Genomic DNA, 26334 nt, shown 5'->3' with positions numbered 1-26334 from the left:
CTACTAGCTGTTGGGAGCCCAAATACAATATTGATTTCGGCCATTTTCTTTTGCTTTATAAAGCGCCTGATCGGCGCATTCAAGCCATGCCATCGCTCCTTTAAAGCCAGGAGAAAACTGTGCTAGCCCTAAACTAACTGTAAAGCTTATCGACTCACCCTCGTGTTCAACAACTAAGCGTTCTGCGAATTGACGGATGCGCTCAGCAACGATCTTTGCATCTTCGACCAAAGAGTCATTAAGAATAATGGCAAACTCCTCGCCGCCATAACGCCCAGCAAGGTCGGTTTCCCTTACACAGCGCTTAATCAGCGCTGCTAACTTCTTAATCACCTTGTCCCCTGCTTGATGGCCGTATGTATCGTTAATTCGCTTAAAATGGTCGATATCAAGCATAAGCGCAGTACTTGGCTTTTCTCTGCGTACGCAAAGTTTGTGCATCTCATCAAAGCGTTCCTGCCAATAACGACGATTAAATAGTCCTGTAAGGCCATCCATACGACTTGCTGTCTTCAGCTCTTCGTTTAATTGCTCCATTCCAAGTTTACCAAGTGCCTGCTCGGTAACGTCGTAAACAAGCATGCAAAACCGCTCTGCATTACCGCGCTTGTCGACAATAGGGAACATAGTTACATTCTGGTACATAAACTCTGCAGCGCCGGTGACAGGACGATTACAGCCAAACTTAAACAAATAAGGACGCTGTTCCCAAATAATAAATACAGGACTATTTAAGTTAAATACGGGATCAACTTTGGTTCTTAGCCATTTTTCTTCTATTTCCGGGAAATGGGAAAAGAGAGTGTCTCCAATGATTGCTTCCGCTTTTTTTGCACCATAGTTTTCAAGAAACTTGTTCCACACTTGAACATTGAAGTTGCGATCTAGCACCGCAATGCCCACCTCAATTGAGTCGAGAAGCTCTGCGGGTACTTGTGATGAATTAACTAAAGCGTCTGTGGAGAGGTCTTCTGTTTGCGTATTCATAGACTATCCTTGTCTTGTGTCGCAGCGTCATCGTCGAGCAACCTAGCGTAAATGTGATTCACGGCGTCACCAGGGAATAGCAGCAATAGGTCGAATGAAATATCTCTGGCTTTAATTGCATAACCTATTTCGATAGCCATTAGTTTACCCCAGCGCTGCACATTATCACTTAAAAGCGTAGATAAACCTTGATGCTGTCCCAGTAGCACGGGATGTGTATGGCTAAAGGCCACATTTAATTGTTCAGATAAACCATTTAAACAGGCACCGATAAGAATATTTGAAACATCCATTAGCGCTTCTAGCGCTAATTTATCAGACGAGGCCGACGGTGGATATTTTAACAATTCAACAATGTTTTGGGAGTTTGTATCGTTAAAGATTACCAGCGCTTCGCCACATATCCCTTCACTAATAAAGCCCTTTGATACTGCTGAGACACTGTCGTTACGATTAATTTCTGCAATCGCCATAGACAGTTCGTTACTTTCGATTAAGTTAACGTTGGGTATGGGTAAATCAATAAATTCACCTAAGAGTTGAGCTAGGTCTTCACCCGCTCTTCCCATGGCAACATTAACCATTTCACGACATGCGTCTAATTGATCTTCTTTGCTCATTTGGCGCTTGACTAAAACTGCATTCGCGCCGCTGTCGTCTTGTGCTTTTTGTAAGCTCGCACCTGAAGAATGACTCTCGCCACTGTAAATCCCGTACGAGGCTAAGATGTGGCTGAGCTTCTCATTATCAATTGGCTTTCGTATGAAGTCCAAAGCGCCAAGAGCAAGCATTCTCTCCCGCGCTTGCGCCTGCACATCACCGGAAACCACTAGCACCAAACAAGGAAGATCCTGTTGGCGAATAGCTTGCATGGTTTGATATCCATCCATCACCGGCATGTTCAAGTCGAGGAACACCACATCACCTTTACCTTCGCGAACGAGCTTCAGAGCTTGCTCACCGTTCTCGGCAAAAGAAATATTTACGTCCCAACCATCAGGTAAACTGCGCGCCATCTGACGCCTAGCGAAACCTGAATCGTCGCATATTAATATCGGAGTACTCATGGTAACGCCCTATATGGCAACAGGGGCTTTAATGTGTGGGTGAGACTGGTAGTTTTTAAGCGTAAAGTCGTCGAAAGAGAACCCAAAAATATCCTTAATCTCTGGATTAAGTTTCATAGTTGGACGCTCAAACGGTTCGCGACTAAGCTGCAACTCTACCTGTTCAAGATGATTTGAGTACAGGTGCGCGTCACCTAAAGTATGGATGAAATCCCCAGGCTCCAGGTCACACACTTGGGCCATCATCATTGTTAGCAGGGCGTAGCTTGCAATGTTGAATGGCACGCCCAAGAAAATGTCGCCGCTACGCTGATAAAGTTGGCAGCTAAGCTTACCGTCAAGTACGTAAAACTGGAAAAGCGTATGACAAGGAGGTAGTGCTTGCTTGCCCATCGCTGCATTTTCTTTAGGAGAATAATTGGTATCAGGGAGTACCGCAGGGTTCCAGCCGCTAACGATAAGTCGGCGAGAGTCTGGATTGTTTTTAATTTGCTCTACTACCTCGGCAATTTGGTCTACCGAGGTGCCATCACCGCGATCCCAGCTACGCCACTGATGTCCATAAACCGGACCAAGCTCGCCTTCTTCGGTAGCCCACTCGTCCCAAATACTCACACCGTGCTCTTTCAAATAAGCGATGTTTGTTTCGCCTTTAAGAAACCAAAGTAATTCGTGAATAATGGATTTAAGGTGACACTTCTTTGTTGTCACCAAGGGGAAACCTTCCTGTAAATTAAAACGCATCTGATAGCCGAATACACTTAACGTACCTGTACCAGTTCGATCTTCCTTTTTCACACCCGTATCACGTACATGGCGCATTAATGCGAGATATTCTTTCATCGTTATTCTTATATTTTTTGCTGTTCAACATGGTCTTTTCCGCGCATGTAAGCACGGACTATTAATCCTATTCCTAAAGCTATCATAGGTAAACAAAGAAGTTGCCCTTGGCTTAGTCCCATTTGATATAAGCCAATATGTGCATCGGGTTCTCTGAAGTACTCTACGACAAATCGGAAGGTTCCGTAACCAAGTAAGAACAAGCCGCTGACTGCCCCTACCGGACGCTTTTTGGCAGAATAAAGCCATAGGATAATAAAGAGTAGTACGCCCTCAAGCGCAAATTCGTATAATTGGGACGGGTGCCGAGGAATATTACCCGCGTTAGGGAAAATGACCGCCCAAGGTACATCAGTGCTGCGCCCCCAAAGTTCAGCGTTTAAGAAGTTACCAATTCTACCAGCACCTAAGCCAATAGGGACTAGCGGGGCAACGAAATCACCTAAACGAAGGAAGGTGGTATTCATACACTTGGCGCGCCAGAATAAGGCTGTTAGCACCCCTAAAAGCCCACCGTGGAAAGACATGCCGCCAGCCCAAATTTTGAATAGATACAAAGGATCGTCGAGGAACATGCCAAACTGATAAAAAAGTACATAGCCTATGCGGCCACCCAGGATTACGCCCACAAAACTCCAAAAAAGCAGGTCGCTTAACTGCTCACGGCTCCAAGTGGTTTGTGAAAGGCGCTTTTGTGCCAACAAATAAGCGGCGATAAAGCCCACCAAATACATAAGGCCGTACCAGCGTACACTTAATGGTCCGACACTGAAGATAACGGGGTCGATACTGGGAAATACCAGATAACTGCTCTGTTCCATTACTTTATTCAATTCCTAAAATCATTCTAATGCTTACCAAAACCAGTAAACACGCCAACATCGCTTTTAACACGCGAACATTTACCCGCTGCCCAAGCTTTGCCCCTATGTTTGCCGTAAACATAGAGGTGGCAACAATACCAGCTGTTGCGGGCAAATACACATAACCTAAACTATGTTCTGGTACATCTGTCGCATTGTAACCAGCAACGACAAAACTCGTGGTACCAAAAACGGCAATAATAAGTCCGCAAAAAGCGGCACAGCCAATTGCCGCGCGTACATTAACACGAAACCATACCAGCGCAGGGACCAACAAGGCGCCGCCTCCAATCCCCATAAGTGCACTAAGTAAACCAGCGCCACCACCAACGGCCGCAAGCGTACTTTTCGATGCTTCATTTTCTGAAGCTTTCTGCTTACCAAATATCATCTGTATCGCTATAAGAATAACCAGCACGGCAAACACATCTTTAAGTAATTCACCCGAAATATGGCTAGCTACCTGCGCACCGGCAAATGCACCAAACGCAATGCCTAAGCCAGTATAAAGCACAATGTGTCTTTGAATATTACCCAGCTTGTAATGGGCGAAGGCTGACGACATTCCCGTAAAGATTATGGTAGACAAAGAGGTGGCGATAGCCACAGGCATTACGGTTTCAGTAGTCATACCCAAAAAATGAATAAGCAGGTATGACAGCACGGGCACGATAATTAATCCGCCACCGATCCCTAACATTCCGGCCAGAATTCCAACCACAGAGCCTAAAATCAGACAACTGACAATAATCACAACGAAAGCATCCATTTTTTAAGCACCTGCTCGGATAAGGCCTCCCAGGCCCTTAGTTTCAAGATATTGATTCAAGTGCACAAACACTTCTTCTTGGCTTACAGAGGTGAGTGCCAATGATAATAACTGTTTACATTCACCCAGCGTGACTTTTCGGATTAGCCAGTTTATTTTTCTTAAGTTAAAGCCGTTCATGCTCAAACGGCGATACCCCATTCCCATGAGCAGCAATGCGCCAGCAGGCTCACCTGCAATTTCACCACAGATAGTCACAGGCACTTGGCTCTGATTGGCTTTTTGAACCACATCGTAAAGTGCGCCTAACACCGCAGGGTGATAGCTGTTATAGAGCCCTGCCACTCGCGTATTATTTCTATCCACGGCTAGCAGGTACTGGGTCAAATCGTTACTGCCTACCGAAAAGAAATCCACATGCTTTGCTAATTGAGGTAGCTGATACAGTACCGACGGTACTTCTAACATAATTCCTAACTTAGGCTTGATTAGCGTTTGTCCTGATTCCGAAATTTCATCACAAATTTCATAAAAAGCCTGATTAATTAGTCGCTTAGATTCCTGCACTTCAGATACAGTTGAGATCATAGGCAGCATGATTTGCAAATTGCTTAAGCCAACACTGGCACGCAACATTGCGCGAACCTGAACCAAGAAAATTTCTGGATGGTCAAGGGTTAGGCGTATACCTCGCCAACCCAAAAAGGGATTTTCTTCATTAATTGGGAAGTACGGTAGTGGCTTATCGCCGCCTACGTCGAGAGTACGCATAGTGATAGGCAAAGAAGGCGCGGCCTCAAGTACTTGGCGGTACAGCTTTACTTGCTCTTGTTCTGAAGGAAAACGCTCGCGCAGCATGAAGGGGATCTCGGTGCGATAAAGCCCTACACCCGCGCCAATTTGTTCAGCGTTTAGCTCGACTTCAGCTGAGAGGCCTGCGTTGATATACAGTGACATTCTGCAGCCATCGACACTTTCACAAGGTTTATCAGCCTCAGCGTCAATTTTCTCTGCGATGGCCGACTCTTCTTCAATAAGCTGTATAAATTCAGACTTGATGTTACGTTCAGGCGATACAATGACCTCACCTGAATACCCATCGAGCAAAATCTCTTTGTCTTCGAGTAGCGCTGGCGTAACGTTTTGACAGCCCATAACTGCAGGCACGCCCATGGCTCTGGCCAAAATTGCCGCGTGAGAGTTATTTGAACCGCGAATAGAAATAATGCCCTTTAGCTTCCCTCGCGGGAATTCAGCAAGCATAGGCGCTGAGACTTCATCGGCAACAAGAATACTGGCTTCTGTGATGGTTTTTTCGTTAGCTTTTTTGCCGTTCGCTTCGTATAAAATGTTAGCAAGAATACGGTCAGACAAGTCGACAATATCAATGGCACGTTCTTGCATGTATGGGTCGTCCATGGCCTGAAAACGCGCAGCATAACCTTCTACAACCATTTTCAATGACGACGCGGCATCCCAACCTTGGCGAATTTTTTCTTCTACTTCCCGCCCTAAACTGTTGGCATCCAGCAGGTGATGATATAGCTGAAAAATGGATTTAACGTCATCGGGAATGCCATCATCTAACCGCTTCGATAGCGCATCGACATGCCCTCGCGTGACTTCAACGCCTTTTCGATACAGTCGAATTTGATCTTGAGGGGATTGCGTGCGCTTTACGATCCAGTTTTTTAGATTAATAGATTTATCAGGTGACACTCCCTTGCCAATAGCAAGGCCCGGAGAACCGGCAATACCACGCACATTTTTTTGCCGCGCAGTATTATCATTCGAATTTGACAGCGTCAAAGCCCCACGAATATCAGCATTGGTTATTTCTAACGCAAGCTGCGCAGCAAGGGTGACTAAGAATGCTTCTTCGTCTTCACTGAAGCGTCGCATTTGCGATTGCTGAAGGGTAATAACACCAAGCACACGCCGCTGGTTGATAATGGGCGTACCTAAAAAGGCGTTATAGTTTTCTTCCTGAACTTCGGGATAATGTTTGAATCGAGGATGGCTATGAGCATTAACAATATTAAGGGGCTCTTCCCGCTGACCTACTAATCCGATAAGCCCTTCTGAGAAGCCAATACGTACCTGCTCGACTGCATCGGGATGTAGTCCATCAGTGGCTTTAAGGATAAATTCTTGGGTATCGTAATCGGCAAGATAAATGGAACATGAGTCGACATCTAAGGTCTGCTTAACTCGAGAAGCCAGTCTAAACAACGCCGTATCGAGAGCAGGAATTTGATTCATTTCCTGCACGATACGTTTTAACGTGGTTAACATTGTTCCTTGCTGGCTCTGAGGGCTCACCGGCTTTTCCTTTTTTACTCGCAGTTTACTCGCTGCTTACTTCGCACACCGCAATATTGCACACCTCTGTTTTGCGTACCTGAACTTCGCATACGCTTATCCTCGCCTGCGTTTTTTACCACGTTTATGTGGCGCTGCATTTTGGCGCTGTTGAGGTCGATGCTGCGCAGACATAACTACAGGCGAGAACTCTTTCATTACTCGTCTGTATACATCACGCTTAAACGATACAACGTTTCTTATGGGATACCAGTAGCTTACCCACCTCCAGTCATCGAATTCAGGATGACCTGTTTTTAATACGTTAACGTCCCTCTCATTGCAATCGAGCTGCAACAAGAACCATTTTTGTTTTTGCCCTATACAAACAGGGTTGCTGCCTTGTCGAATTAATCGCTTCGGCAGCTTATATCTAAGCCAGTTACGGGTCACACTTAAAATAGTGACATCTTTCGGTGTCAGCCCTACTTCTTCGTGAAGCTCGCGGTACATAGCTTGTTCAGCAGATTCCCCTTCATCAATTCCGCCTTGAGGGAACTGCCATGAATGTTGACCATAACGTCTTGCCCAAAATATTTGACCCATTTTGTTGCAAATCACTATGCCCACATTCGCACGGAATCCATCGGCATCTATCACATAGACTCCCGGGCACACTATACTGTTATATGTTTTCATTCTTCCACAAACTATGCTCCAATCATAGTCTTAATATTTACACTTGCTTTTCGAACAGGAAATTTGCCGTATTTATGCAGCCACCAACGTCTCCCCCTTCATCTCCAGATAGCCTTTTAGCTCGGTGTCATGCGATAGCAGGCTTGACGCTAGGCGAACTTGCTGACATGGCGAATGTTGCCATACCGGCTAATTTGCAACGTCACAAGGGATGGCCGGGGATGTTGATTGAAAAATGGTTAGGCGCAAGCGCGGGTTCAAAGCCTCAACAGGACTTTCCTGAACTTGGTATTGAACTTAAAACGATCCCTATAGACGCCCATTTTTCACCTTTAGAGACCACTTACGTATGTTTTGCCCCACTCTTAATAACGCCCGGTATTACGTGGGAAACATCAAATGTGCGAAATAAGCTTCAACAGGTATTGTGGCTACCCATTGAAGGCGACAGGGCAATTCCGCTAGCTCATAGACGCGTAGCAACAGGGTTTTATTGGCAACCTAATGAAAGCGAAGATGCGTTACTAAGACACGACTGGGAAGAGCTGATTGAGCAAATTGTAACTGGGCAGATTGAATCCATTACATCTCGCCAAGGAGAAGCCTTGCATATACGCCCCAAGGCGGCAAACGGAAAAGTACTCACCGATGCGTTAGGTCCTGAGGGTCAACGCATTAAAACTCGCCCTCGTGGCTTCTATTTGCGCAAAACCTTTACTCACCAAATATTGATAAATGCATTTGGCGGCTAACGCTTACTTGACGCTTTGCACATCATCTCTATTTTCTTAACGAAGTAGCGTCTACGTGCTTTACAAAATACTCACTTAAGAACTTTTCTGAATTTATTCCCATGCGTTTAGCCACCGCTTCAAGTCTAGCGTCGCTGCGAAGCAGCACGTTATTAGCGTATTCTAAGCGGTAGTGGAAAATGAAACGCCTAAAGTTCTTCTTTTCAGTAAGTTGCAACGCTAACGCGAGCGAAGTGGGGTCAATATCCGCGCCTTTGCAAAACTCAATTAGGGTAAGGAAGCAGACTTTGTACGCCTTTGACTCTATGGTGTAGCGTTCTGCTTTGGAAATAATACTACTAATTTCATAAGGCGTTGCTTTGCCATCATCTAAGCGTTCATAATCAAGCGGTGACGGAGATGTACGACGTACAAAAGTTAACGAAAATAATACGATTAAAATTGCCGTCCCAATCATCAGATGGTGAAGCTCCTCCCAAAAAGGAACGGAAAAAAAACCGAATGTCGCGGCCGTGACAAGCAGAATGCTCATAAATGCAACGCCTACCAAGCCCCCCATTACCGCAGCCAACCTTGGCATTTTCAGGTTTTTAATATCCACGGCCTGCTCTGGCAAGTGTCTATGGTACATTTGAATATGTTCGGTAATAAGAATACCTATAAGCAACACACTAAACCCTGTTAACAACGGCGCCATATAAGCGGGCCACAATAATAGAGGTTGCCCGTGAGGCGACGATAAAAGCCATTGCTGCTTGTCGTCTACAGGTAAAAAAAGAATGGTGCACTGAAAAGCGCCGGTCACCATTGCAGGCCACCACAACCGCTTTCTTGCTGTAGGATGAAGCAACAGCATAGGCTTTATTGCGCGATAACAACATGTAATAGCAATAACAGCAAAGACTTCTGATAATCCATAGATGCCTGCCAGCTCTGTGGCGTTTGCCATACGAAGCCACTCGTCCAGCATAAATACGGGCCAACACAAGAATGCTGCCGTTAGCCAGCGTCCACTGCTCAAGTTGACTTTTTGCGCAAACAAACGCACAAAGCCAATCGCGTAAAGGCCAAGCAGTGCGTAAAGAAAATAGTTATTTATGGCTGAGGTCATCAGCGTCCTCCATCCTTGAGATTCGAGTTGCCCTCACCGTGAATGTATACAGAAATCATGCGTACATAAAAGCCAACTACCAGTAGATATCACGCTGCATAGCTACCTTGCGTGTTCGTTCCATTATGCGAATCAATGTACTGAGCTTTTCTGATGTCCATTTGCGCACCTCGTCATGAGCATCTACTTCCGCATCATCTATAGACTGTCTTAACATAAGAAGCGCGTTCAGCTCATCTATACCGGTGAGTAAGTCTAACCATGGCGCGCGAAAATTACCTCTCTCTTCAACAAACAAATCGCCTAGCAAAAAACCACTCCAAAGTGTTTGTCTAAGCATAACTTCTACTGCGCTGTAATTCGCAGGCCCCATAGTTTTACTCAACGGCATGCTTTGCTGAACCGTTTGCCAACCTTGCGACAGCCAGCCTTTTGCATGATCAAGCACCGGGTGATCAAACCCCGTTGCGACCTTTTGCCAGGGCTTATTTTGAATAAGGCTTATCGCGTGCAGTTTAATATCTGTCGCGTCGTTATCGAAGAACAGCTTTTCAGGCTCATGGGCCTGCATTAGGCCCGTTTGTCGTCCCTGCAGGTAGCTTACTACCGCAGGGTGTTTGCTGAGTGTTTTATTAAACATGCTCTTTTTAGAGAGCAAGTAACGCAAACTCTGTAAGTCGTCTTGCCAGCCCCACTTTTGCGCATGGGTGACCAGTTTTTTATGTAGAGCCAGTAGCTCAGGGCACTGCAGAACAGGCAAGTAGAGCGACACACTCTGAAGTAACAGGCGTACGCTTTTGGCGACTTCAGCGAGCATTTTTATCGAGCCGCTTTCGCAAAACACATGCTCATGATGCTGCCAATGCGCCAGCGCAGTTTGGACCGCGAGACTGAATGCTTCTTCCGTGGTAGCCGTGTCCTCCAAGGCGAGGAAGTCTGGCAGATGGTGAACTTTCGCGTTAAAGCCGTGCAGTAATTGATATCCCTGCGCCGCCTTTGATACGTCACTAAGGCGTACAGGCATGTTGTTGTTTATTAATACTGCCAAAGAAAACAAACTATTGATATCACCTGACATCAATTCAAGCTCTATTTCGTTTATTGGGGCGTTGGCTTTTTCGGTACTTGCCTCACCACAATCCAATACAATTTCAACCACACTTTCATCTACACTAACCACATAAGCATTTCGAGTAAAGTGAGTACTAAACTGTTTAGATAGACGAGCATTTTTGGCTGCTATATCCCAATCTTGGGGCCAGGCGCTGGCTTCAAATAACGTAAGATCGGGCCTTGAATTATCAAGGCTCACATTGAATTCCATACGTTTGTGCAGGCCACCGTTGACCACGCCGTTTGTTTTAAGCGTTTGTTCGTATTCACCATTGTTACCACGAACACGGAAACCCATTTTATTGGTTTGAAAATCGAGCTTATCCGTATCGTAATAGTCGTTCTCAAGGCGCATTTCACGATGAGAACTAACTTGAATACTGTTTTTTTCGAAAAGTGGAAGTACACGTTGCGTAAACGCTTGATGAGCGTTGTCACCCGTTACAAATTTTAATTCTATTTCTGACATGGTTGCGCTAAGCACAGCTTATGATGCTGACACCTTACCTTTGTCGCTCACTTTTCGCAATGCTGGCGCTGTTAAACGAGCCGCTTAAATAAGGGCCTGCTGGTCTTTTCTGTACATCAAAGGTCAACAGACCCTAAACTAAAGTGGAACAAACTTGCCTTTATCGCGGTCAACCAATACCATCTTCACGTTTTAAATTCTAAAATTGGACTTCATATGATTCGAAAGTGGTTAGCAGCAGCCCTTATTGCATGCTCTTTTCAAGCATTTTCGCTACAAGATACCGCTGATTTAGAAGCATCTTCTTCGCATTACATAAGAGATGACTTGTTTATCTTTCTACATACTGGACCTGGTCGTAACTACCGTATACTAGGCTCAATTGAAGCAGGCACGCCTATTACAGTGCTTGCCCGCGATAACGAAGCTGAATTTACGCAAATTACCGACAACGATGGTCGCGAAGGCTGGGTTGAAAGCCGCTTTGTGTCAAATACCATGTCGCAAGCAGAGCAATTACCTATCATAAGCGAGAAGCTAGCTGAGAGCCAAAACGCTCTTCAAGCAGCGCAATCTGAAAACGCAAAACTTCGCCAGCAGCTAAACGATTCGCGTCAGCAGGTATCGAAGCTCACAACGACCAGCGAGGAACAAGCCTCTGAGATAACCCGTCTCACCGCCAAAGTAGATAGCGCGAATAAAGATGAGCTGGTTACTTGGTTTACACGCGGTGGTATGGTGGCCGGTGTGGGTATCTTACTGGGCGTAATGTTGACCTACCTTCCCAAGCGAAAACGCAGAAGCAGCGAGTGGATGTAGTGTTTATAACTGGACGCTATAAAACGAAAAAACGCCGATGCTAACATCGGCGTTTTTTATTGGACTCGTTTCGGTAAATGGATTAGAAGTGACAAAGTGCAAACACTTTGATGAGGCATATGCGCCTATTATCGTACCGTAAGCACCACTCTATACCCTCTTGTCATAAGAGAAACATCACCTTGTTCATCATGTGAACCTCGGGCTGTTATCCTCTCATGTGCATAACCCCATCTAAGCTTCGAACAAAGCTTATCAATGAGTTTTAACCCGATTCCAAATCCGCCATCTAATTCACTGATAGTCGGCGCAGATAAAGTCGCTTGACCTTTTTCGTTAAGCGCCTCTTCTTCAAGGCCGTCCTCTTCGTTGAGCACGGTGAGCGTTGCATCTGAAAGACTAATTGTGACTTTCCCTTGCTGTGTGTGCTGATAAGCGTTTCGTATCACATTTCCTATCACAATTTCGCTCGCCGTTTTCGCCAGCGTTAACTCACAATCGCTCAATTGCAGCTGCACACTCACGTCTTTTCCCGACAGCAAATACATTAAATCTTGGCTTAGAGACTCAACCATTGCTTTAAGGTTAACCTTTTCTTTGGGTAAAGCAGCTTCTTCATTTCTTCCTAACCAAAGTAAAGTTTCGGTCAAATCTGCCATAGTTTTTGAGGCATGATCCACCCGCGCAAGCGCGTTATTGCCTTTAGTATTTTCACTATCGATCACTCTGTGCAGTAATGCCGCGCTACTTCTAATGACGGCAATCGGCGTTCTAAGCTCGTGACTCGCGTGGTTAACAAATTCCCGTTCTCGATTTAGGGTGTTGCGCACGTTTTGCAAACTGCCATGTATCATCCCTGCTAGCGCGTTAAGTTCCTTATAACGAAACTCCGGGATAGGCTTATCGAGCTCTTGTTCATCCAAAGACGCCGCCCACCTCTGCAATGACTCTATGGGGCGAGACACGCTGCGCATAAGAAAAAGCAAGGCGACAAAAAACGAAACCAGTGCAACTACGCCCACAATGGCGCTGTAAATAACATGGTTAATTCTAAAGTGTTTTTTGCCGTCAGAAGGTGGCGCGACAAACACTTGGGTAACGTATCGCGATTCTCCATTTTCTAACGGAACTAACACGGCAAAGTGAGCCGAAATAGGACGGGAAAACCAATCAGGTTTGTTGATATCTTTCATAAGTGAAAACGGTATAAAGCTCTCTTTGGAAAAGCTCTGCTTCACTTCGTCAGGCAAACTCTCGTAGTTCGCAAAAACATCTAAATCGAGAATTTGAGCATGCTTGTTGTCTTCAAGCTCTGCGCTTTCTGCCGCCCGTATCATGGTATTTCTCAGCATGCCGTCCATACCATCGAAAAAGCTATCGCTGCTTTGTATTGAAAAGAGCACGATAACTACGGCAGCCAAACTTAATAGCGACCATAGGACGTAGCGTCTTAAGCTGATGCGAAGGCCATTTACCACTGATCGTTTCCTTTATTTGTACTTTTTGGTTCCGCGCTTGTACTTTGCACTGAACTGGACTGTTCTGGTTTTAACGTCACACAAAAGCCTGTGCCGGCTACTGCTTTTACCTCAATGCTGGCATTCGCTTGCACCAGTGATTTACGCAAATTATGAAGATGCACTTTAAGCGCATTGCTCTCTGGCGCATCTTCTCCCCAAACCGCATCGAGAAGACGCTCCCGTGGCAGAACTTTTCCTTGTTGCTGTAACAATGCCTTTAGCAGCGTAAATGCTGTGGGGCTTAACTTAATAGGCACGTTCTCAACACTTACTACGTCGCTTCCCATTGCTAAACTTACGTTGCCAAAGCGCAGCTTTTTCACTTGTGATGAACGCCTGTACGCCAGTGCAAAAACCCGGGCAACCAGTTCGGGCATGTCAAACGGCTTCACTAAATAATCATCGGCGCCTTTTTGAAACCCTTCTAGCTTGTTTTCCAACTGGTCACGGGCGGTTAGCATAATAATAGGCGTATCGTTGCCATCTTCCCGCACCCTCTCACATACGCTTAAGCCATCAAGTCGCGGTAAATTAATGTCCAACACCACAACATCAAACGGATGCTTTTGGATAAGAGACAGCGCGGCTACACCGTTTGCAGCGTGGTCACAAACCATGTCTTCAAGCTCTAAATAGTCGATAATATTGCCCGCTAGGCCCATATCATCTTCCACTAGTAACACGCGGATCATTAGCCGTACTCTCCGTTAAAGGTTTAACCAAATGCTTTGCCATTAAACGGCTTACATCGTCATAAATTAACAGTAATGCGGGTATTAATAAAAGTGTGATGACGGTGGCAAACAATATACCGTAACCCAGCGAAGCAGCTGCCGGAATTAAGAACTGCGCTTGTACCGAAGTTTCGCCCAATATGGGATATAAGCCTACAAAGGTGGTAATTGAGGTCAACAACACAGCCCGCAAGCGACTGGTACAAGCTTCGATGACTGCCGTTTCCACCGGCACACCTTCTTCTCGCAAAGCGTTGAATCGTGAAACCAACAACAAGCTGTCGTTAACCACTACACCGCTAAGCGCCAATATGCCGTTCAGCGAGAGCAGACTTATCATTAATCCATTCGACCAGTGGCCGATAATGGCTCCGACTATACCAAAGGGGATGGCGGTCATAATAATAAGCGGCTGTACGTAGGATTTAAGCGGAATCGCCAACAACGCAAAAATAGACAACAAGGCTAATATAAACACGCTCTGAATGGAGCTTTGCGTTTCAGCTTGCTGCTCAGCCTCACCGGCAAAATAAAGCGATAAGTCCTGATACTGACGCGATAGCTGAGGAACAAACTCGTTGTTTAAGTAATTCACCAGTTCGGTAGAGGTAATAACATCGCTATCCACCGACGCGCTAACCGTTAGGGCGCGTAGGCCGTCTATACGTACCACCTGTTTTTCTTGTACATCATGAATAACGTTAGCCACTACAGAAAGCGGTACTACGGTGCCATCGTCCAAACGCACTTGCGTGTTCATTACATCAGACGGATTCATTCTGTCTTGTTCAGGATAACGCACCCGCACTTTTACTTCGTTTTTATCGCGCAAATAGCGCTGAACAATTTCGCCACCAAATGCTTTTAACAGTTGCTGCGATAGGCTTTGCGTATTCAACCCCAACGCTCGTCCTTCGGGGGTAAGTTCAAAGCGCATCATGGCTTCGCCGGGTGTCAGCGAACTCTCAACTGCATATACACCATCGATATTGTTAAGTACTTCAATAAAGGCATCGTTAGCCGCCGTCAGGGTATCGTCGTTAATGCTTTTAATTTCAACGTTAAACCCGTCGACCATCTCTCGGCGTGAGCGTATTTTTAGACTTTTTACGCCTTCTAAATTGCCAGTTAACGCATTCCAGCGTGCCGACAATTCATCAAGAGAATAAGAGGAGTCTTTATCAAGTGAAATGGTGATTGTGCCGCTTTGATCGCCACTCGCCGTTACTTGCAAACTGCTAATGCCACTTTTATCTGCGCCATTTTCTTGGGTTAATTGGCGGTCTGCCTCTAGCGCATTTTTCTCTAGCAGCATTAAGTTGCGTTCGTTCTGTCCATAGCTGGCATCGCTGTAAAGCGACATATTGGCCGAAACCGTGTCGCCCTGCATGCTGGGGAAGAAGCTTACTCTTACCGCACCTGTAAGCGGTAGGCTAACCACCATGACAAATAAGGCGATAAACAACAATACAGCGGCATAACGGTAGGCTACAGTGACTTTCAGCAGGCGCTGATACACGCGGTAGTTAAACCACTGAAGTCCACCATCCGCTTTTTGCTGCACTTTGTTCCATACGCCACCTAAGCCCCTCCGCGCCTTTTGCTTGGTTGGCAGATGGGCTAAATGAGAAGGTAAGATTAGCTTCGATTCCACCACCGACAGCAACAAACACAAGGTAACGATAGTGCCAAACTGAGAATAAAGGGTACCTAAGCCACCCGATACGTTCGATAATGCGAAAAAAGTGGTCACTGTGGTTAGCACACCAAACAGTGTGGGAACCGCCACTTTATGGGTACCTAAAATAGTGTTTTGAAGCGTGTCGCCATGCTGTTTACGCGTGGCGTACACGCTTTCCCCCACCACCACGGCATCGTCCACCACAATGCCAAGGGCCATGATAAAACCGAATGTGGTCATCTCGTTTAACGTCATCCCCGTATAGCTGTCGGTCATGAAGTACAAGGTGCCGAAGAAGATAAAGGGCAACCCAGCCGCCACCCAAAATGCCACGCGTAGATTTAGAAACACGGCAAGAGTAACAAATACCAACACAATGCCCATAAGCGCATTACTGGTAAGTAACGTCAATCGCTCGGTAATAAGCGTGCTTTTGTCATACCAGGTTTCAAGCTCTACGCCTTCAGGTAGCAAGCCTTTTTCGTGCCATGCGTCCACTACTTCGTGAGCTTGCTGTACCATTTTTGTTACGTCACCATATTCATCCATAAGCACCTGGATACCATACCCATTGGTACCGTTGTAACGTGACAAGTGATAGCTGTCGTCGGCAAACATATCGCGCACTGTAGCAACATCGCCAACGGTGAGTATGATGCCATTGGTATCGGTGATGAGGGGAATGTTGGCAAAATCTTTCGCCCAGTAAGACTGTTCAGACGCTTTTAAACGAATCACTTTTTCTTTGTTGCGCAAGCTGGTTGTAAGCGCGGTATTCGACTCCTGGTTAACGGCATCAGCCACGTCTGACAGGCTTAATCCGTAGGCTTGAAGCTTACCTTCGTCTATTTCAATAGACATCATAGGGTCGACAAAGCTGCCTGCACTGACTTCGCGAATGTCGTCTGTTGCCAGTAAATCTCGCTCTAATTGCTCACCCAAGTACTGAAGCGAAGCGTGGTCGACGTCACCATAGAGTTGCACCCAAATAGCGTGTTCTTGTCGGCGTGCTTTGCTTATAACAGGATTTTCAGCATCAGATGGGAAGTTAGAAATACTATCTACTTCGGTTTTGATGTCGTTGAAAAGCGTGTCTAAATCGTATTCGGTTTCTTTTTCTACCTGCACACTTGCGCCGCTGGCGTTCGAGGTAGACGTAATTCGCTTAATCCCCGGGATTGCTTCCAGAGCGGTTTCAATTTTGATAGCTATCCCTTCTTCTGCTTGTTTAGGATCACCGCTATCGTATGTCATTGAAATGGTAACAAAGCGTGGCTCCATACTTGGAAATGCCTCTTTGCGGATATCGTTCATGGAAACCAAGCCAAGCACGATAAGGCTGACCATGAGCAAATTGGCCGCTACTGAGTTCTGCGCAAACCAAGCGATAATTCCCCGGGAGTTATTCCCACCATTCCTATTGCCTTTCGGACTCTCGCCCCCGTCAAACGGCGCGCCGTTTCGATTATTTGTCATCAGCTTGCCCTCCTGTTTGTCCTTCCACTACAGGCAATACTTTGGTATTCACCAGATAGCTGTTTAAAGGGCGCGCAACCACCAGCGCTTGGCGTATTTCGCCAACCTGTTCTGACATGCTGTTGCCGCTAGCGTTACCCGAGGTTTTACCCGCAACATTACTCACAATATCGCCCGTAACTTCACTGGTTTTTGGTGGGGTGATGTAGGCATAACCTTCGCTTTCAAACAAAACCGAAGGCGTGAACTTTGCCAACTGCCCGGTAGATGGCATTACTAACCATACTTCTTGCTTTTGCGAGATAGCAGAAGCCGGCAGTTTCCAGACATTGTCGAGAGCTTTTCCTTCAATGTCTGCCTGCACAAAGCTGCCGAATAAAAGAGGCGTTGCGTATGCTAACGGCTTTTCAATAACCGTAATGGCGTTACGCTGTCGCGTTGTATCGCTTTGATGCCATTCAGCGCGAACGATATTGGCAACCCAGGTATTTCCCGTAGTGGTATCGGTAAGCGTTACCGGCCAGTTAAGGGAGGCATCACCAGACAATTGCCTTTCATCACCAGAAGGTAGTTGAGCCCATTGGCTAGGTGAAAGACCAATAGCCACTTCGGCAATATCTGCAGAATAAAGTGTGGCGACCGCACTGCCAGCTTGAACATAGCTCCCTAGCGCAATGTCACGGCTGACCACCAATGCATTAAAAGGTGCACGTAACGAGGTAAACGCCAAATCTCGCTTGGCTGAATTTACACTTTGCTCAGCTTCATCCAAAGTGGCCTGAGCCGCCTTTAGCTGTGGCTCACGCAGTACTAATGCCGATAAAGGTTCACCATCAAGCCCTGAACGTGTCCATTCATCTTTCGCTTGAATACCCTGTAATCGCTCTTCTTCTAGACTTACCACAGCCGCTTGATAGGTAGCATTTGCACTTGCTAACGCCTGTTGATAGTTGGTGTCATCAATACGTGCCAATACCGTGTTATTTGCCACTAGGGCACCAGTTTTAAAAGACGAAGATATTTCAGTAACTTGACCACTAACCTGTGCGACTAAGCTCAAGCTATCTTGCGGAACAACCTGACCATACCCCCTCACCTTAGCGCGATAGCTGTCGGCGGTTACATCAATAACGCCTACTTGAGCCAGCTGAGCATTGCCGCTTTGTTCTCCCTTTGGACTGCGATTAGTGGCATTCACTGATGACCTGTCGCTTGCCTTGTTAAGCCTGTTCACACCGCTATCGGCAGTAGGTAATGCTGCTGGCCTTTCACCACCTGCAGGTTTCTTTGCCTGAGCGCCATTTTGTGGTTGCTCAGCATCCTCGGAAATTGCTGGAGACGTAGGCTTTGATTCGGTCTGCGGTTTTGCGCCAGGATCAGGATGTTGGGCGCCCATATTCATCATGGTATACATAACCGCTAGCGCAATACTTGCAGCGGCGAGTAAGGTTACAATAATTCGTTTGTTTCTCATTGTGACACTCCAAGGCCAAGGGCTAGGCCTAAGTCAATTCGGTTTTGTAATTTCTGGGCGTGCAGCTCAACTGCCTGAGCTTGTAGGTTAAAGCGCGTGTCATATACGGAAAGTAAATCCAAGATGTCAGCAAGGCCCTGTCGATATTGACCTTCAATGGTAGAGACGCTGCGCTCTGCATTTGCTAACGCCACGTTGGTGTGGCTAATTCGAGCACTCAACGCAGTTTCGCTATCCAGCGCATTTTGGGTTTCCTGTACCGCCGTTAATAACGTTTCGCGATACTGCCACCAGGCATTGGCTGAGGTTAGCTTTGCATCTTCAACTTGCGCCCTTAAAGCGCCCCCCTGAAACAGTGGCGCGGTCATCTGTCCAAGCAAACTCCATAAAGGGTTAGTAAACAAAGCTTGTGAAGGTGTAGAGGCACTATCAGAAAGTGATGCAGACAAGCTAATGCTTGGCAACAGGGCTTTGTACGCCACATCGACTTCAAACTCTGTTGCTTTTAACGCATAAAAGGCCGCCTGAAGATCGGGTCTACGTGCCAGATCCTGTTTCGGCAAAGTTGTTAGCGGCAATAACACGTCGGGAAAACTAACTTGAGTGTTGAGCTCGTTTAGCGATTGGTTTTGTCTGCCTAAGAGTACGGCCAAGGTGCGCTTTGCTGTTAAAAGTGCATTTTCATATTGGGCAATAGTAGCGCGAGTATTTGCACTGCTTGTACGCGCAGTATCTAAATCGTCTAGGCTTCCCAGCCCGGTGCTATAGCGCTTTAAAATAACGGCTTCGTTATTTTCTATTACCGTTAACCGAGACTGCTCAATATTCAGTAATTGCTGCTGAGTGAGTACGTCGATATAGCTTCTTACTACGTTAGCGACCAGAGAATCTCTGGCAGATTGATAGCTGGCTCTGGCACTTGCTGCATCTAAGTTTGCTGCACTAATTCCATCGCTGATTTTTTGCCATAGGTCCAGCTCCCAACTGACGTTCATGCTCGCGCTATAGCTCGGACTGCTCGAATTAGAGCTCGTACTGGAGTTGGTATTTGAGCTGGTAGATGCACTGCTATTGGTGGTTTCACTTTTTGACGCAGAGAAGCTCGCGTCAACATTAAGGTTCCTATCCGCTTTTGCACTATCAATGGCTACTTGTGCTTTTCTAAGCGTTATTAACGACTGCTGCAGACTAGCATTAGAAGACAGGGCTTCATCAATGTAACTGGCTAAGTGGGGTAACTCTTTGATATCAATGACATCGGTTAACGTCGTGTCCGAATTCAGCAGCAAGGTTTGTGTTGATTCTTGTTGCCGTGCTTGAGACTGCCACACAACGTTGTTACCCGTTGACGACGATGCCGATTCGCTCAACGCTCTGTCATCAGTACTTGTGCATGCAGACAGCAAAATGCAAAGGGTAATGCTATTTACCGTCAGTTTTATCTTGCCCATGACTTGTGCCTATTATTTGGCGCACAGCTTACTTTCGAAGGTCTATGCGCAGCATTTTTTAAATTAATTGACACGAGTATTTCAAACGCAGGGTTAAGGTCCGGTTAAGGAAAGGGAAAAAAGAAGAAGGAAGGAAAGAGAAGAGAATAAGAAATAAATGGAAAAGTAACGGGCTGAAATTAGAAAGGCCAGCGTAACGCTGGCCTTTAACTGGAATCTTGTAACACTCGCTACTTTAGCAAGTAGCTATTTTGTCTAGGAACTACTTGCAACAAGTATTACCGCTTATTCATCATCTTCAACTAGGGTCATCAACGATGTGTTACCACCTGACGCCGTAGTATCGATACTGATGGTTTTTTCCGTCATTAAGCGCTGAATAAGATTATCGTTATACTCAGCCGTGATCACTGGCAGGATAGCCCCTTCACGTGACGACAGCATTGCCGTAATACGCGCTGTGCGCTCAGTACCAGAGTCAACCACCACGCCAGATAAATCTTCGTCCATCAACAACGTGTCTAAGTGCGCAAGACGCGCAACTTGGAATAATCCCTTTGGTGCGCCAGTCGACTCAAACTTGTTCTGAATTTCTACCGCTTCTTCATAGAAGATTTCAGACACAACTGAAACGACTGGGTTACCCGTTGACAGTGCCGTTACAACAGACAACAACCAGTACTCGAACGTGACTTCTTTATCAGCAAAACACACCAAGATACCGCGAGGCTCTAAGTAGAGCTTGTTCGACTCTCCTGTTGGGCCTGGCAAGGTTTGTGGCTTGGCAAGCTTGCGCTCAACGCTGGTTAGCTGCTGACGCGCCGTCGCAAGCGTGCGGTTCAAGTCATCAGCTAGCTCGTCAACAATGTCTACTTTCGCAATTTTGGCCAGAAGTTGACGCACCATAGAAATACGGTCGTTCAATGGCGTGTGACGCCACTGCACCTCTACCGCTTTCGCTTTATCCATCATAACATGCGCACGCTCAGCAATCTTTTCATCGCCTACAAGCGCTGCATCTGTGCCGTCTACATCATCAATGTGCGAAGGTTTAGGTGTGGCACGTTCCATCATTAAACGAGGCAAATAATTAGGACCTCCCGCTTTTGGACCTGTGCCAGACAATCCACGACCACCAAACGGCTGAACACCTACAATGGCACCAATCATGTTGCGGTTGATATAAACGTTACCCGCGCGGCTTTTCGCTGCGAGTTCGTTAGCACGCTCTTCAATGCGCGAGTGAATGCCCATCGTTAGGCCGTAACCTGTGCCATTGATTTGCTCTAGCACACTATCAAGGTCTTTCGACTTAAAGCGAACAATATGCACCACTGGACCAAACACTTCTTTTTCAAGCACGTCGATATTCTTGATTTCATACAAGGTCGGCGCAAAGAAAGTACCGTTCTCAAAGCCTGCAGGCATCTCATTGCGATAAAGCAGCTTAGCTTTATCTTCCATGTATTTTTGATGATCGGTTAGGCTCTTTAGCGCCTTCTCGTCAATCACCGGGCCTACATCGGTAGCAAGCTGTGTTGGGTCACCAACGGTAAGCTCTTTCATTGCGCCCGTTAGCATTTCAATAAGGTCGTCAGCTATTTCTTCTTGCACAAACAGTACGCGAAGCGCGGAACAGCGCTGACCTGCACTTTGAAAACCAGAGTGGATGACGTCATCAACTACTTGCTCTGGCAGTGCAGTTGAATCAACAATCATACAGTTTTGACCACCCGTCTCTGCAATCAATGGCACCTGTTCGCCACCACGTTCTGCGAGCACTTGAGAGATCAACGTTCCGGTTTGCGTTGAACCTGTGAACATCACCGCTTTAATACGCTCGTCTGGTAGAAGGGTTTCGCCCACTTCTTTACCTGGCGACACGATAAGCTTCAATGCATCTTCTGGTAAACCTACCGAGTGCATAATATCCACTGCACGCTGTGCAATAATACTGGTTTGCTCAGCAGGCTTAGCAACAACAGTGTTACCTGTCACTAATGCCGCAGCCACTTGACCTAAGAAGATGGCTAGTGGAAAGTTCCACGGGCTGATACACAAGACAACACCGCGAGGAAGTAAACGCTGATCTTCAGCAAGCTCTTCTGCGCGCGCAGCGTAGTAACGACAGAAATCAACGGCTTCACGTACTTCATCAATACTGTCTTGAGCCACTTTACCGGCTTCACGCATACAGATAGCGATAAGCTCAGCCATATGGCGCTCAAGCGCATCTGCCGTGCGGTTAAGTATTTCGGCGCGCTCGCTAACATCGCGTTTAGACCAAGCCTCAAATCCAGCGTCAGCCTCATCCAACGCTTTACGCATATCATCTGGCGTAGCGTAATGATGATAACCCACCACATCGCTGTGATTAGTTGGGCTAAGTACCGCTGTCGCACCTTCTGGCACTTCGCCGGTTACTTTGTAGTAATCCTGCCAGCGTTCAAGTTCGTGTTTGAGTGCTGTTACCGCATTGGTGTCGGTAAGGTCTAACCCGCGCGAATTGTCGCGCTCTGGCGCATACAGTCCACGTGGGGTTTTAATTAACTTGTTATAACGCACTTTTAGGCGTTGCGTTTTTTCTACCGGATCTTCAAGCAAAGACTCAACCGGTTTTTCGTCGTCAACAATGGCGTTTACAAACGACGAGTTCGCGCCGTTTTCAAGAAGACGACGCACCAGATAGGCCAATAAGTCTTCGTGTTCACCTACAGGTGCATAAACACGGCACTGAATCTTATCCTGTGTTACCACCTGATCGTAAAGGGTATCCCCCATACCGTGTAGACATTGGAATTCAAAGCCTTCTTTGTCGTCACCAGCAAGTTCAACAATAACAGATGCCGTGTAGGCATTGTGGGTAGCAAACTGCGGATAAATGGTGTCGCGATACTCAAGTAAGCGGTTCGCACACGCGTGGTATGACACGTCTGTTGATGACTTACGGGTAAATACAGGGAACTCTTCAAGACCTGCTTGTTGGGTAAGCTTAATTTCAGTGTCCCAATATGCGCCCTTAACTAAACGCACCATCAGCGGGCGACCAACCTCTAAGGTAAGTTCACGCAAATGTTCTATAACGTGGATTGCGCGTTTTTGGTAGGCCTGAACAGCCAAGCCAAAGCCTGTCCAGCCGTTTAGGTCTTCATCGCGAAATACGGCCTCGATAATATCTAAAGAAAGCTCCAGGCGGTCAGCTTCTTCGGCATCTACCGTTAAACCGATATCGTATTCTTTCGCCATCATACACAGCGCTTTTAAGCGCGGCGGTATGTCTGCCATGGCACGTTCGCGGTGAGAGAATTCAAAGCGCGGATGAATTGCAGAAAGCTTTACCGAGATCCCCGGTGAACGCTTAGGCCCACGTCCGTTAGCCGCTTTACCAATTACCTTTATCGCTTTCACGTACGCATCGTAGTAACGCTCAGCGTCGCGCATAGTACGTGCGCCTTCACCTAACATGTCGTAAGAATAGACATACCCTTTGGTTTCTTTCTCTTTGGCGCGATCTACCGCATCTTCAATGGTTTCGCCCATAACGAACTGACGACCCATAACGCGCATCGCAATGTTCATAGCACGGCGGATAACAGGTTCACCTAAGCGGCCAAGGGTTTGTTTTAACAAACCAAACTGTTCTTTCTTGCGCTTATCGGCATAGTTCACCATGTTACCCGTGAACAACAAGCCCCACGCCGACGCGTTAACAAATAACGACTCTGAGTTCCCCAAGTGGGGTGTCCACTGTCCTTGAGACAGTTTGTCGCGAATAAGCTCATCTTGAGTAGCTTTGTCTGGAACACGCAGCAAGGCTTCAGCTAGGCACATCAATACCACACCTTCTGCTGTAGATAGCGAGTATTCGTTTAACAGTGCGTCAACACCACCGTGCCCTTCTTGTTCGCGGCGAATTTGAAGTACCATCTTACGAGCGCGTTCCCATGCACGACTTCGCGCACGCGGGTTTACCTCGGCGATAGGAAGGATTTGATCCACAGCCACCGACTCACTAATGCGATAGTAGTCTCTTATACGCTGGCGTAGGGGCGAAGTTGTATGAAGTGTGTCGTTAATGAGCATTGCAACCCTTTCATAGAAATAGCTGTAACAAAAAGCGTTCCCGCCGTGTCATACTGCCCACGGTTACATGGAAGCGGCTAAATAACAAGCAAAGTCGAAACCCTGCATTGACCTGTCGTTCTTCTTTTAACTTTATACTTTTGTATGAAGATCACGACAGCGACAAATTTGCGCGGATGGTAGCACACAAAAATGCCCTGCCAAGCCCTCATCCACAAAGTTTTTTAATTTCTCTGTCAAGCTACGGATTCAGTGCGTTAGATGACATTTTCCAGCCCTTTGATACCGCATTATTTTTTATTACAAGGACGGTGAATCTATTGCTTCTAAAGTCGTAGAAAAACACGTGCACAAATAGTGTATTTTAAGTCGTAATAAAAAGCGGTTGATGAAAAACCGTCTACACTTAAAAAAAACAAAAATACAAATAGATAGGTATTTGCCGATGTGGTTAAGAAAATTCAGTTTGATTCAACGCTTGGGCATAATAGTTGCTCTTATTACGCTGTTATTTGTACTTCTTACTGCCGTTGTTCTCGATAGGCACTACGCAGCACTGAAGCAAAAGTCTTATGACGAAAACCAGCACTTGGTTGAAGTTGTTCATACCATGCTCAGCAGCTTCGCAGCGCGCACTGATATAGATGAAGCAACAGCCAAGCAACAAGCGTTAAATGCAGTTAAAGCACTGCGTTATGACGGCAATAATTATTTTTGGATACAAGACCAAACGCCGTCTATGATCATGCACCCTATTAAACCTGCACTTGATGGCCAGGACCTGAGAACGTTTAAAGACGGAAATGGCAAAACTTTCTTTATTGAGATGGCGCAAAAAGTAAAGTCCAAAGGCGATGGGTTTGTCGACTATGTGTGGCCGCTGCCCGGAGAAGAGACTCCTACCGACAAAATTTCCTATGTTAAAGAATTCAAGCCGTGGAGCTGGACCGTGGGTTCTGGTATCTATCTCACCAATTTAGAAGAAGAATTTGCTCATCTGCGAAACTTGATCGTCGTGTTCTGTGTGATAAGTGTCATCTTAGTAATACTGCTTATTTACGTGATTGGAGGAAGCATCGTCAAACCAGTGCAGGAAGTCAGTGAAAGAATGAAGGACATCTCACAAGGTGAAGGTGACCTTACTCGCTCTTTACCTGAAACAGGTCAAGACGAGGTTACGCGGCTGGCTCGCTACTTCAATGAGTACACTGAAAAAATGCGACAATCGCTTTTGGGTATTCGCGAGAATATAAATTCGCTGACTCAACAAGCTGAACTTGTGGAAACGTCGAGTAAAAATAGTAACGCCCAAGCTCAGACCCAAAATGAAAATATGCTTCAGGTTGCCGCAGCAATGGAAGAAATGACCACGCAGATAAATGAGGTTAGCAACAACGCGGATTCCGCGGAAAAAAGCACTAGCAGCGCAAGAAGCAACGTACAGAATGGCGCCTCGGTAGTTGACAGTACGGTGAAAGATATCCGCTCACTCACCTCCGATATTGAGAGTGTAAGTAGCGCTGTTACTGAACTTGCTGCGCAAACCGATAGCATTGGTGCAGTGCTCGATGTTATTCGCGGTATTGCCGAACAAACCAACTTACTGGCGCTTAATGCTGCTATAGAAGCCGCGCGAGCGGGTGAGCAAGGAAGAGGGTTCGCTGTGGTAGCCGATGAAGTACGCACACTAGCAAGCAGAACCGGACAAAGTACTGATGAAATTCAGGCGATGATTGAAAAGCTGCAAAGTAATGCCAAAAGCGCAGTAGATGCGGTAAAAGTAAGCCAATCAGCGTCTACCAAAACGGTGGATACCGCTATACAGGCAAACCAAAATCTACAAGAAGCAGACCGCTTGATGACCGATATTGCAGGTATGAGTAGCGAAATTGCGCGGGCTACCGAGCAGCAAGCGGAAGCCGCTACAGAAGCGAACATGCGTATAAATGCATTGTCTGGTGCTGCTGATAGTAGCTTGCGAACGGCAGATGAGTTAGCGGCTGCAAGCCAAGCGTTACGTGCAAGCTGTATAGCGATAATGGACATTGCCAACCGCTTCAAACTATAGCAATGAATAGGGCCTGCTGCGCTTTGCAAAGCAGGCTCTCTTTTTTGTAAAGCC

18 protein-coding genes are annotated in these 26334 nt (G+C 46.5%); 3 read left to right on the top strand and 15 right to left on the bottom strand.

All coding sequences use genetic code 11. The features are described 5' to 3' along the window. Positions 1–3: 3 nt before the first annotated feature. The 7 genes from V7R42_RS04320 to rppH all read right to left on the bottom strand — a co-directional run bounded on the left by V7R42_RS04320 (position 4) and on the right by rppH (position 7490). On the bottom strand, positions 4–987 hold the full coding sequence (locus V7R42_RS04320; protein WP_334018983.1) for a sensor domain-containing diguanylate cyclase: 984 nt from the start codon (positions 985–987) through the stop codon (positions 4–6). Beyond that, positions 984–2054 (bottom strand): response regulator, encoded by a 1071-nt coding sequence (locus V7R42_RS04315; RefSeq protein WP_334018982.1) that lies wholly within the window; start codon positions 2052–2054, stop codon positions 984–986. The genes V7R42_RS04320 and V7R42_RS04315 overlap by 4 nt, the downstream gene beginning before the upstream one ends. Before the next feature lie 9 nt (positions 2055–2063). Beyond that, on the bottom strand, positions 2064–2897 hold the full coding sequence (locus V7R42_RS04310) for a thymidylate synthase (RefSeq protein ID WP_334018981.1): 834 nt from the start codon (positions 2895–2897) through the stop codon (positions 2064–2066). A gap of 8 nt (positions 2898–2905) precedes the next feature. Beyond that, positions 2906–3718 carry a prolipoprotein diacylglyceryl transferase gene (gene lgt, locus V7R42_RS04305; RefSeq protein ID WP_334018980.1) on the bottom strand — a complete coding sequence of 271 codons (813 nt, stop codon included), beginning with the start codon at positions 3716–3718 and terminating at the stop codon, positions 2906–2908. A 4-nt stretch (positions 3719–3722) separates the two neighbouring features. Further along, a complete protein-coding gene (locus V7R42_RS04300; RefSeq protein WP_334018979.1) occupies positions 3723–4529 on the bottom strand; it encodes a sulfite exporter TauE/SafE family protein in 807 nt (268 codons plus the stop codon). Positions 4530–4532: 3 nt separating this feature from the next. Continuing rightward, positions 4533–6824 (bottom strand): phosphoenolpyruvate--protein phosphotransferase, encoded by a 2292-nt coding sequence (ptsP, locus tag V7R42_RS04295; RefSeq protein WP_334019364.1) that lies wholly within the window; start codon positions 6822–6824, stop codon positions 4533–4535. Between the two features lie 123 nt (positions 6825–6947). Further along, on the bottom strand, positions 6948–7490 hold the full coding sequence (gene rppH / locus V7R42_RS04290) for an RNA pyrophosphohydrolase (protein ID WP_334019363.1): 543 nt from the start codon (positions 7488–7490) through the stop codon (positions 6948–6950). A gap of 113 nt (positions 7491–7603) precedes the next feature. Here rppH and mutH point away from each other — a divergent pair, with 113 nt between their 5' ends. Next, positions 7604–8281, top strand: coding sequence for a DNA mismatch repair endonuclease MutH (gene mutH, locus V7R42_RS04285; RefSeq protein WP_334018978.1), 678 nt, complete (start codon positions 7604–7606; stop codon positions 8279–8281). Between the two features lie 28 nt (positions 8282–8309). Here the strand turns inward: mutH and V7R42_RS04280 are convergent, their stop codons facing one another. Together V7R42_RS04280 and V7R42_RS04275 are read right to left on the bottom strand one after the other, a co-directional pair. Beyond that, complete coding sequence (locus V7R42_RS04280) at positions 8310–9392, bottom strand: DNA mismatch repair protein (protein ID WP_334018977.1); 1083 nt, start codon at positions 9390–9392, stop codon at positions 8310–8312. A 76-nt stretch (positions 9393–9468) separates the two neighbouring features. After that, positions 9469–10974 (bottom strand): CYTH domain-containing protein, encoded by a 1506-nt coding sequence (locus V7R42_RS04275; RefSeq protein WP_334018976.1) that lies wholly within the window; start codon positions 10972–10974, stop codon positions 9469–9471. 216 nt (positions 10975–11190) lie between these two features. On the opposite strand from V7R42_RS04275, the gene V7R42_RS04270 reads away from it, so the two are divergent. Further along, a complete protein-coding gene (locus V7R42_RS04270; RefSeq protein WP_334018975.1) occupies positions 11191–11793 on the top strand; it encodes a TIGR04211 family SH3 domain-containing protein in 603 nt (200 codons plus the stop codon). 128 nt (positions 11794–11921) lie between these two features. On the opposite strand, the gene V7R42_RS04265 is transcribed toward V7R42_RS04270, so the two are convergent. From V7R42_RS04265 to putA, 6 genes are all read right to left on the bottom strand, one after another. Beyond that, entirely contained in the window at positions 11922–13271 is a 1350-nt protein-coding gene (locus V7R42_RS04265; protein ID WP_334018974.1) for a sensor histidine kinase, read from the bottom strand. After that, a complete protein-coding gene (locus tag V7R42_RS04260; protein ID WP_334018973.1) occupies positions 13265–14005 on the bottom strand; it encodes a response regulator transcription factor in 741 nt (246 codons plus the stop codon). The genes V7R42_RS04265 and V7R42_RS04260 overlap by 7 nt, the downstream gene beginning before the upstream one ends. Then, on the bottom strand, positions 13977–17204 hold the full coding sequence (locus V7R42_RS04255; RefSeq protein WP_334018972.1) for an efflux RND transporter permease subunit: 3228 nt from the start codon (positions 17202–17204) through the stop codon (positions 13977–13979). The genes V7R42_RS04260 and V7R42_RS04255 overlap by 29 nt, the downstream gene beginning before the upstream one ends. Beyond that, a complete protein-coding gene (locus V7R42_RS04250; RefSeq protein ID WP_334018971.1) occupies positions 17194–18678 on the bottom strand; it encodes an efflux RND transporter periplasmic adaptor subunit in 1485 nt (494 codons plus the stop codon). The genes V7R42_RS04255 and V7R42_RS04250 overlap by 11 nt, the downstream gene beginning before the upstream one ends. Then, a complete protein-coding gene (locus V7R42_RS04245) occupies positions 18675–20129 on the bottom strand; it encodes a TolC family protein (RefSeq protein WP_334018970.1) in 1455 nt (484 codons plus the stop codon). Before V7R42_RS04245 ends, V7R42_RS04250 begins: the two co-directional genes overlap by 4 nt. A gap of 285 nt (positions 20130–20414) precedes the next feature. Next, entirely contained in the window at positions 20415–24212 is a 3798-nt protein-coding gene (putA, locus tag V7R42_RS04240) for a bifunctional proline dehydrogenase/L-glutamate gamma-semialdehyde dehydrogenase PutA (RefSeq protein ID WP_334018969.1), read from the bottom strand. A gap of 445 nt (positions 24213–24657) precedes the next feature. Between putA and V7R42_RS04235 the strand changes: the two genes are divergently transcribed. Beyond that, complete coding sequence (locus V7R42_RS04235; RefSeq protein ID WP_334018968.1) at positions 24658–26280, top strand: methyl-accepting chemotaxis protein; 1623 nt, start codon at positions 24658–24660, stop codon at positions 26278–26280. Positions 26281–26334 lie beyond the last annotated feature (54 nt).

Source organism: Alteromonas sp. S015, from assembly GCF_036864485.1.
GTDB lineage: Bacteria > Pseudomonadota > Gammaproteobacteria > Enterobacterales > Alteromonadaceae > Alteromonas.
The sequence above is the reverse complement of the archived record's forward strand: the minus strand, read 5'-3'. Positions and strand labels throughout refer to the sequence as shown.

Coding starts and splice junctions, on each gene's coding strand:
- lgt (WP_334018980.1), bottom strand. CDS start 3,718: ATGGAACAGAGCAGTTATCTGGTATTTCCCAGTATCGACCCCGTTATC.
- V7R42_RS04280 (WP_334018977.1), bottom strand. CDS start 9,392: ATGACCTCAGCCATAAATAACTATTTTCTTTACGCACTGCTTGGCCTT.
- V7R42_RS04255 (WP_334018972.1), bottom strand. CDS start 17,204: ATGACAAATAATCGAAACGGCGCGCCGTTTGACGGGGGCGAGAGTCCG.
- V7R42_RS04315 (WP_334018982.1), bottom strand. CDS start 2,054: ATGAGTACTCCGATATTAATATGCGACGATTCAGGTTTCGCTAGGCGT.
- ptsP (WP_334019364.1), bottom strand. CDS start 6,824: ATGTTAACCACGTTAAAACGTATCGTGCAGGAAATGAATCAAATTCCT.
- V7R42_RS04250 (WP_334018971.1), bottom strand. CDS start 18,678: ATGAGAAACAAACGAATTATTGTAACCTTACTCGCCGCTGCAAGTATT.
- V7R42_RS04310 (WP_334018981.1), bottom strand. CDS start 2,897: ATGAAAGAATATCTCGCATTAATGCGCCATGTACGTGATACGGGTGTG.
- V7R42_RS04260 (WP_334018973.1), bottom strand. CDS start 14,005: ATGATCCGCGTGTTACTAGTGGAAGATGATATGGGCCTAGCGGGCAAT.
- V7R42_RS04235 (WP_334018968.1), top strand. CDS start 24,658: ATGTGGTTAAGAAAATTCAGTTTGATTCAACGCTTGGGCATAATAGTT.
- V7R42_RS04245 (WP_334018970.1), bottom strand. CDS start 20,129: ATGGGCAAGATAAAACTGACGGTAAATAGCATTACCCTTTGCATTTTG.
- putA (WP_334018969.1), bottom strand. CDS start 24,212: ATGCTCATTAACGACACACTTCATACAACTTCGCCCCTACGCCAGCGT.
- mutH (WP_334018978.1), top strand. CDS start 7,604: ATGCAGCCACCAACGTCTCCCCCTTCATCTCCAGATAGCCTTTTAGCT.
- V7R42_RS04300 (WP_334018979.1), bottom strand. CDS start 4,529: ATGGATGCTTTCGTTGTGATTATTGTCAGTTGTCTGATTTTAGGCTCT.
- V7R42_RS04275 (WP_334018976.1), bottom strand. CDS start 10,974: ATGTCAGAAATAGAATTAAAATTTGTAACGGGTGACAACGCTCATCAA.
- V7R42_RS04320 (WP_334018983.1), bottom strand. CDS start 987: ATGAATACGCAAACAGAAGACCTCTCCACAGACGCTTTAGTTAATTCA.
- V7R42_RS04270 (WP_334018975.1), top strand. CDS start 11,191: ATGATTCGAAAGTGGTTAGCAGCAGCCCTTATTGCATGCTCTTTTCAA.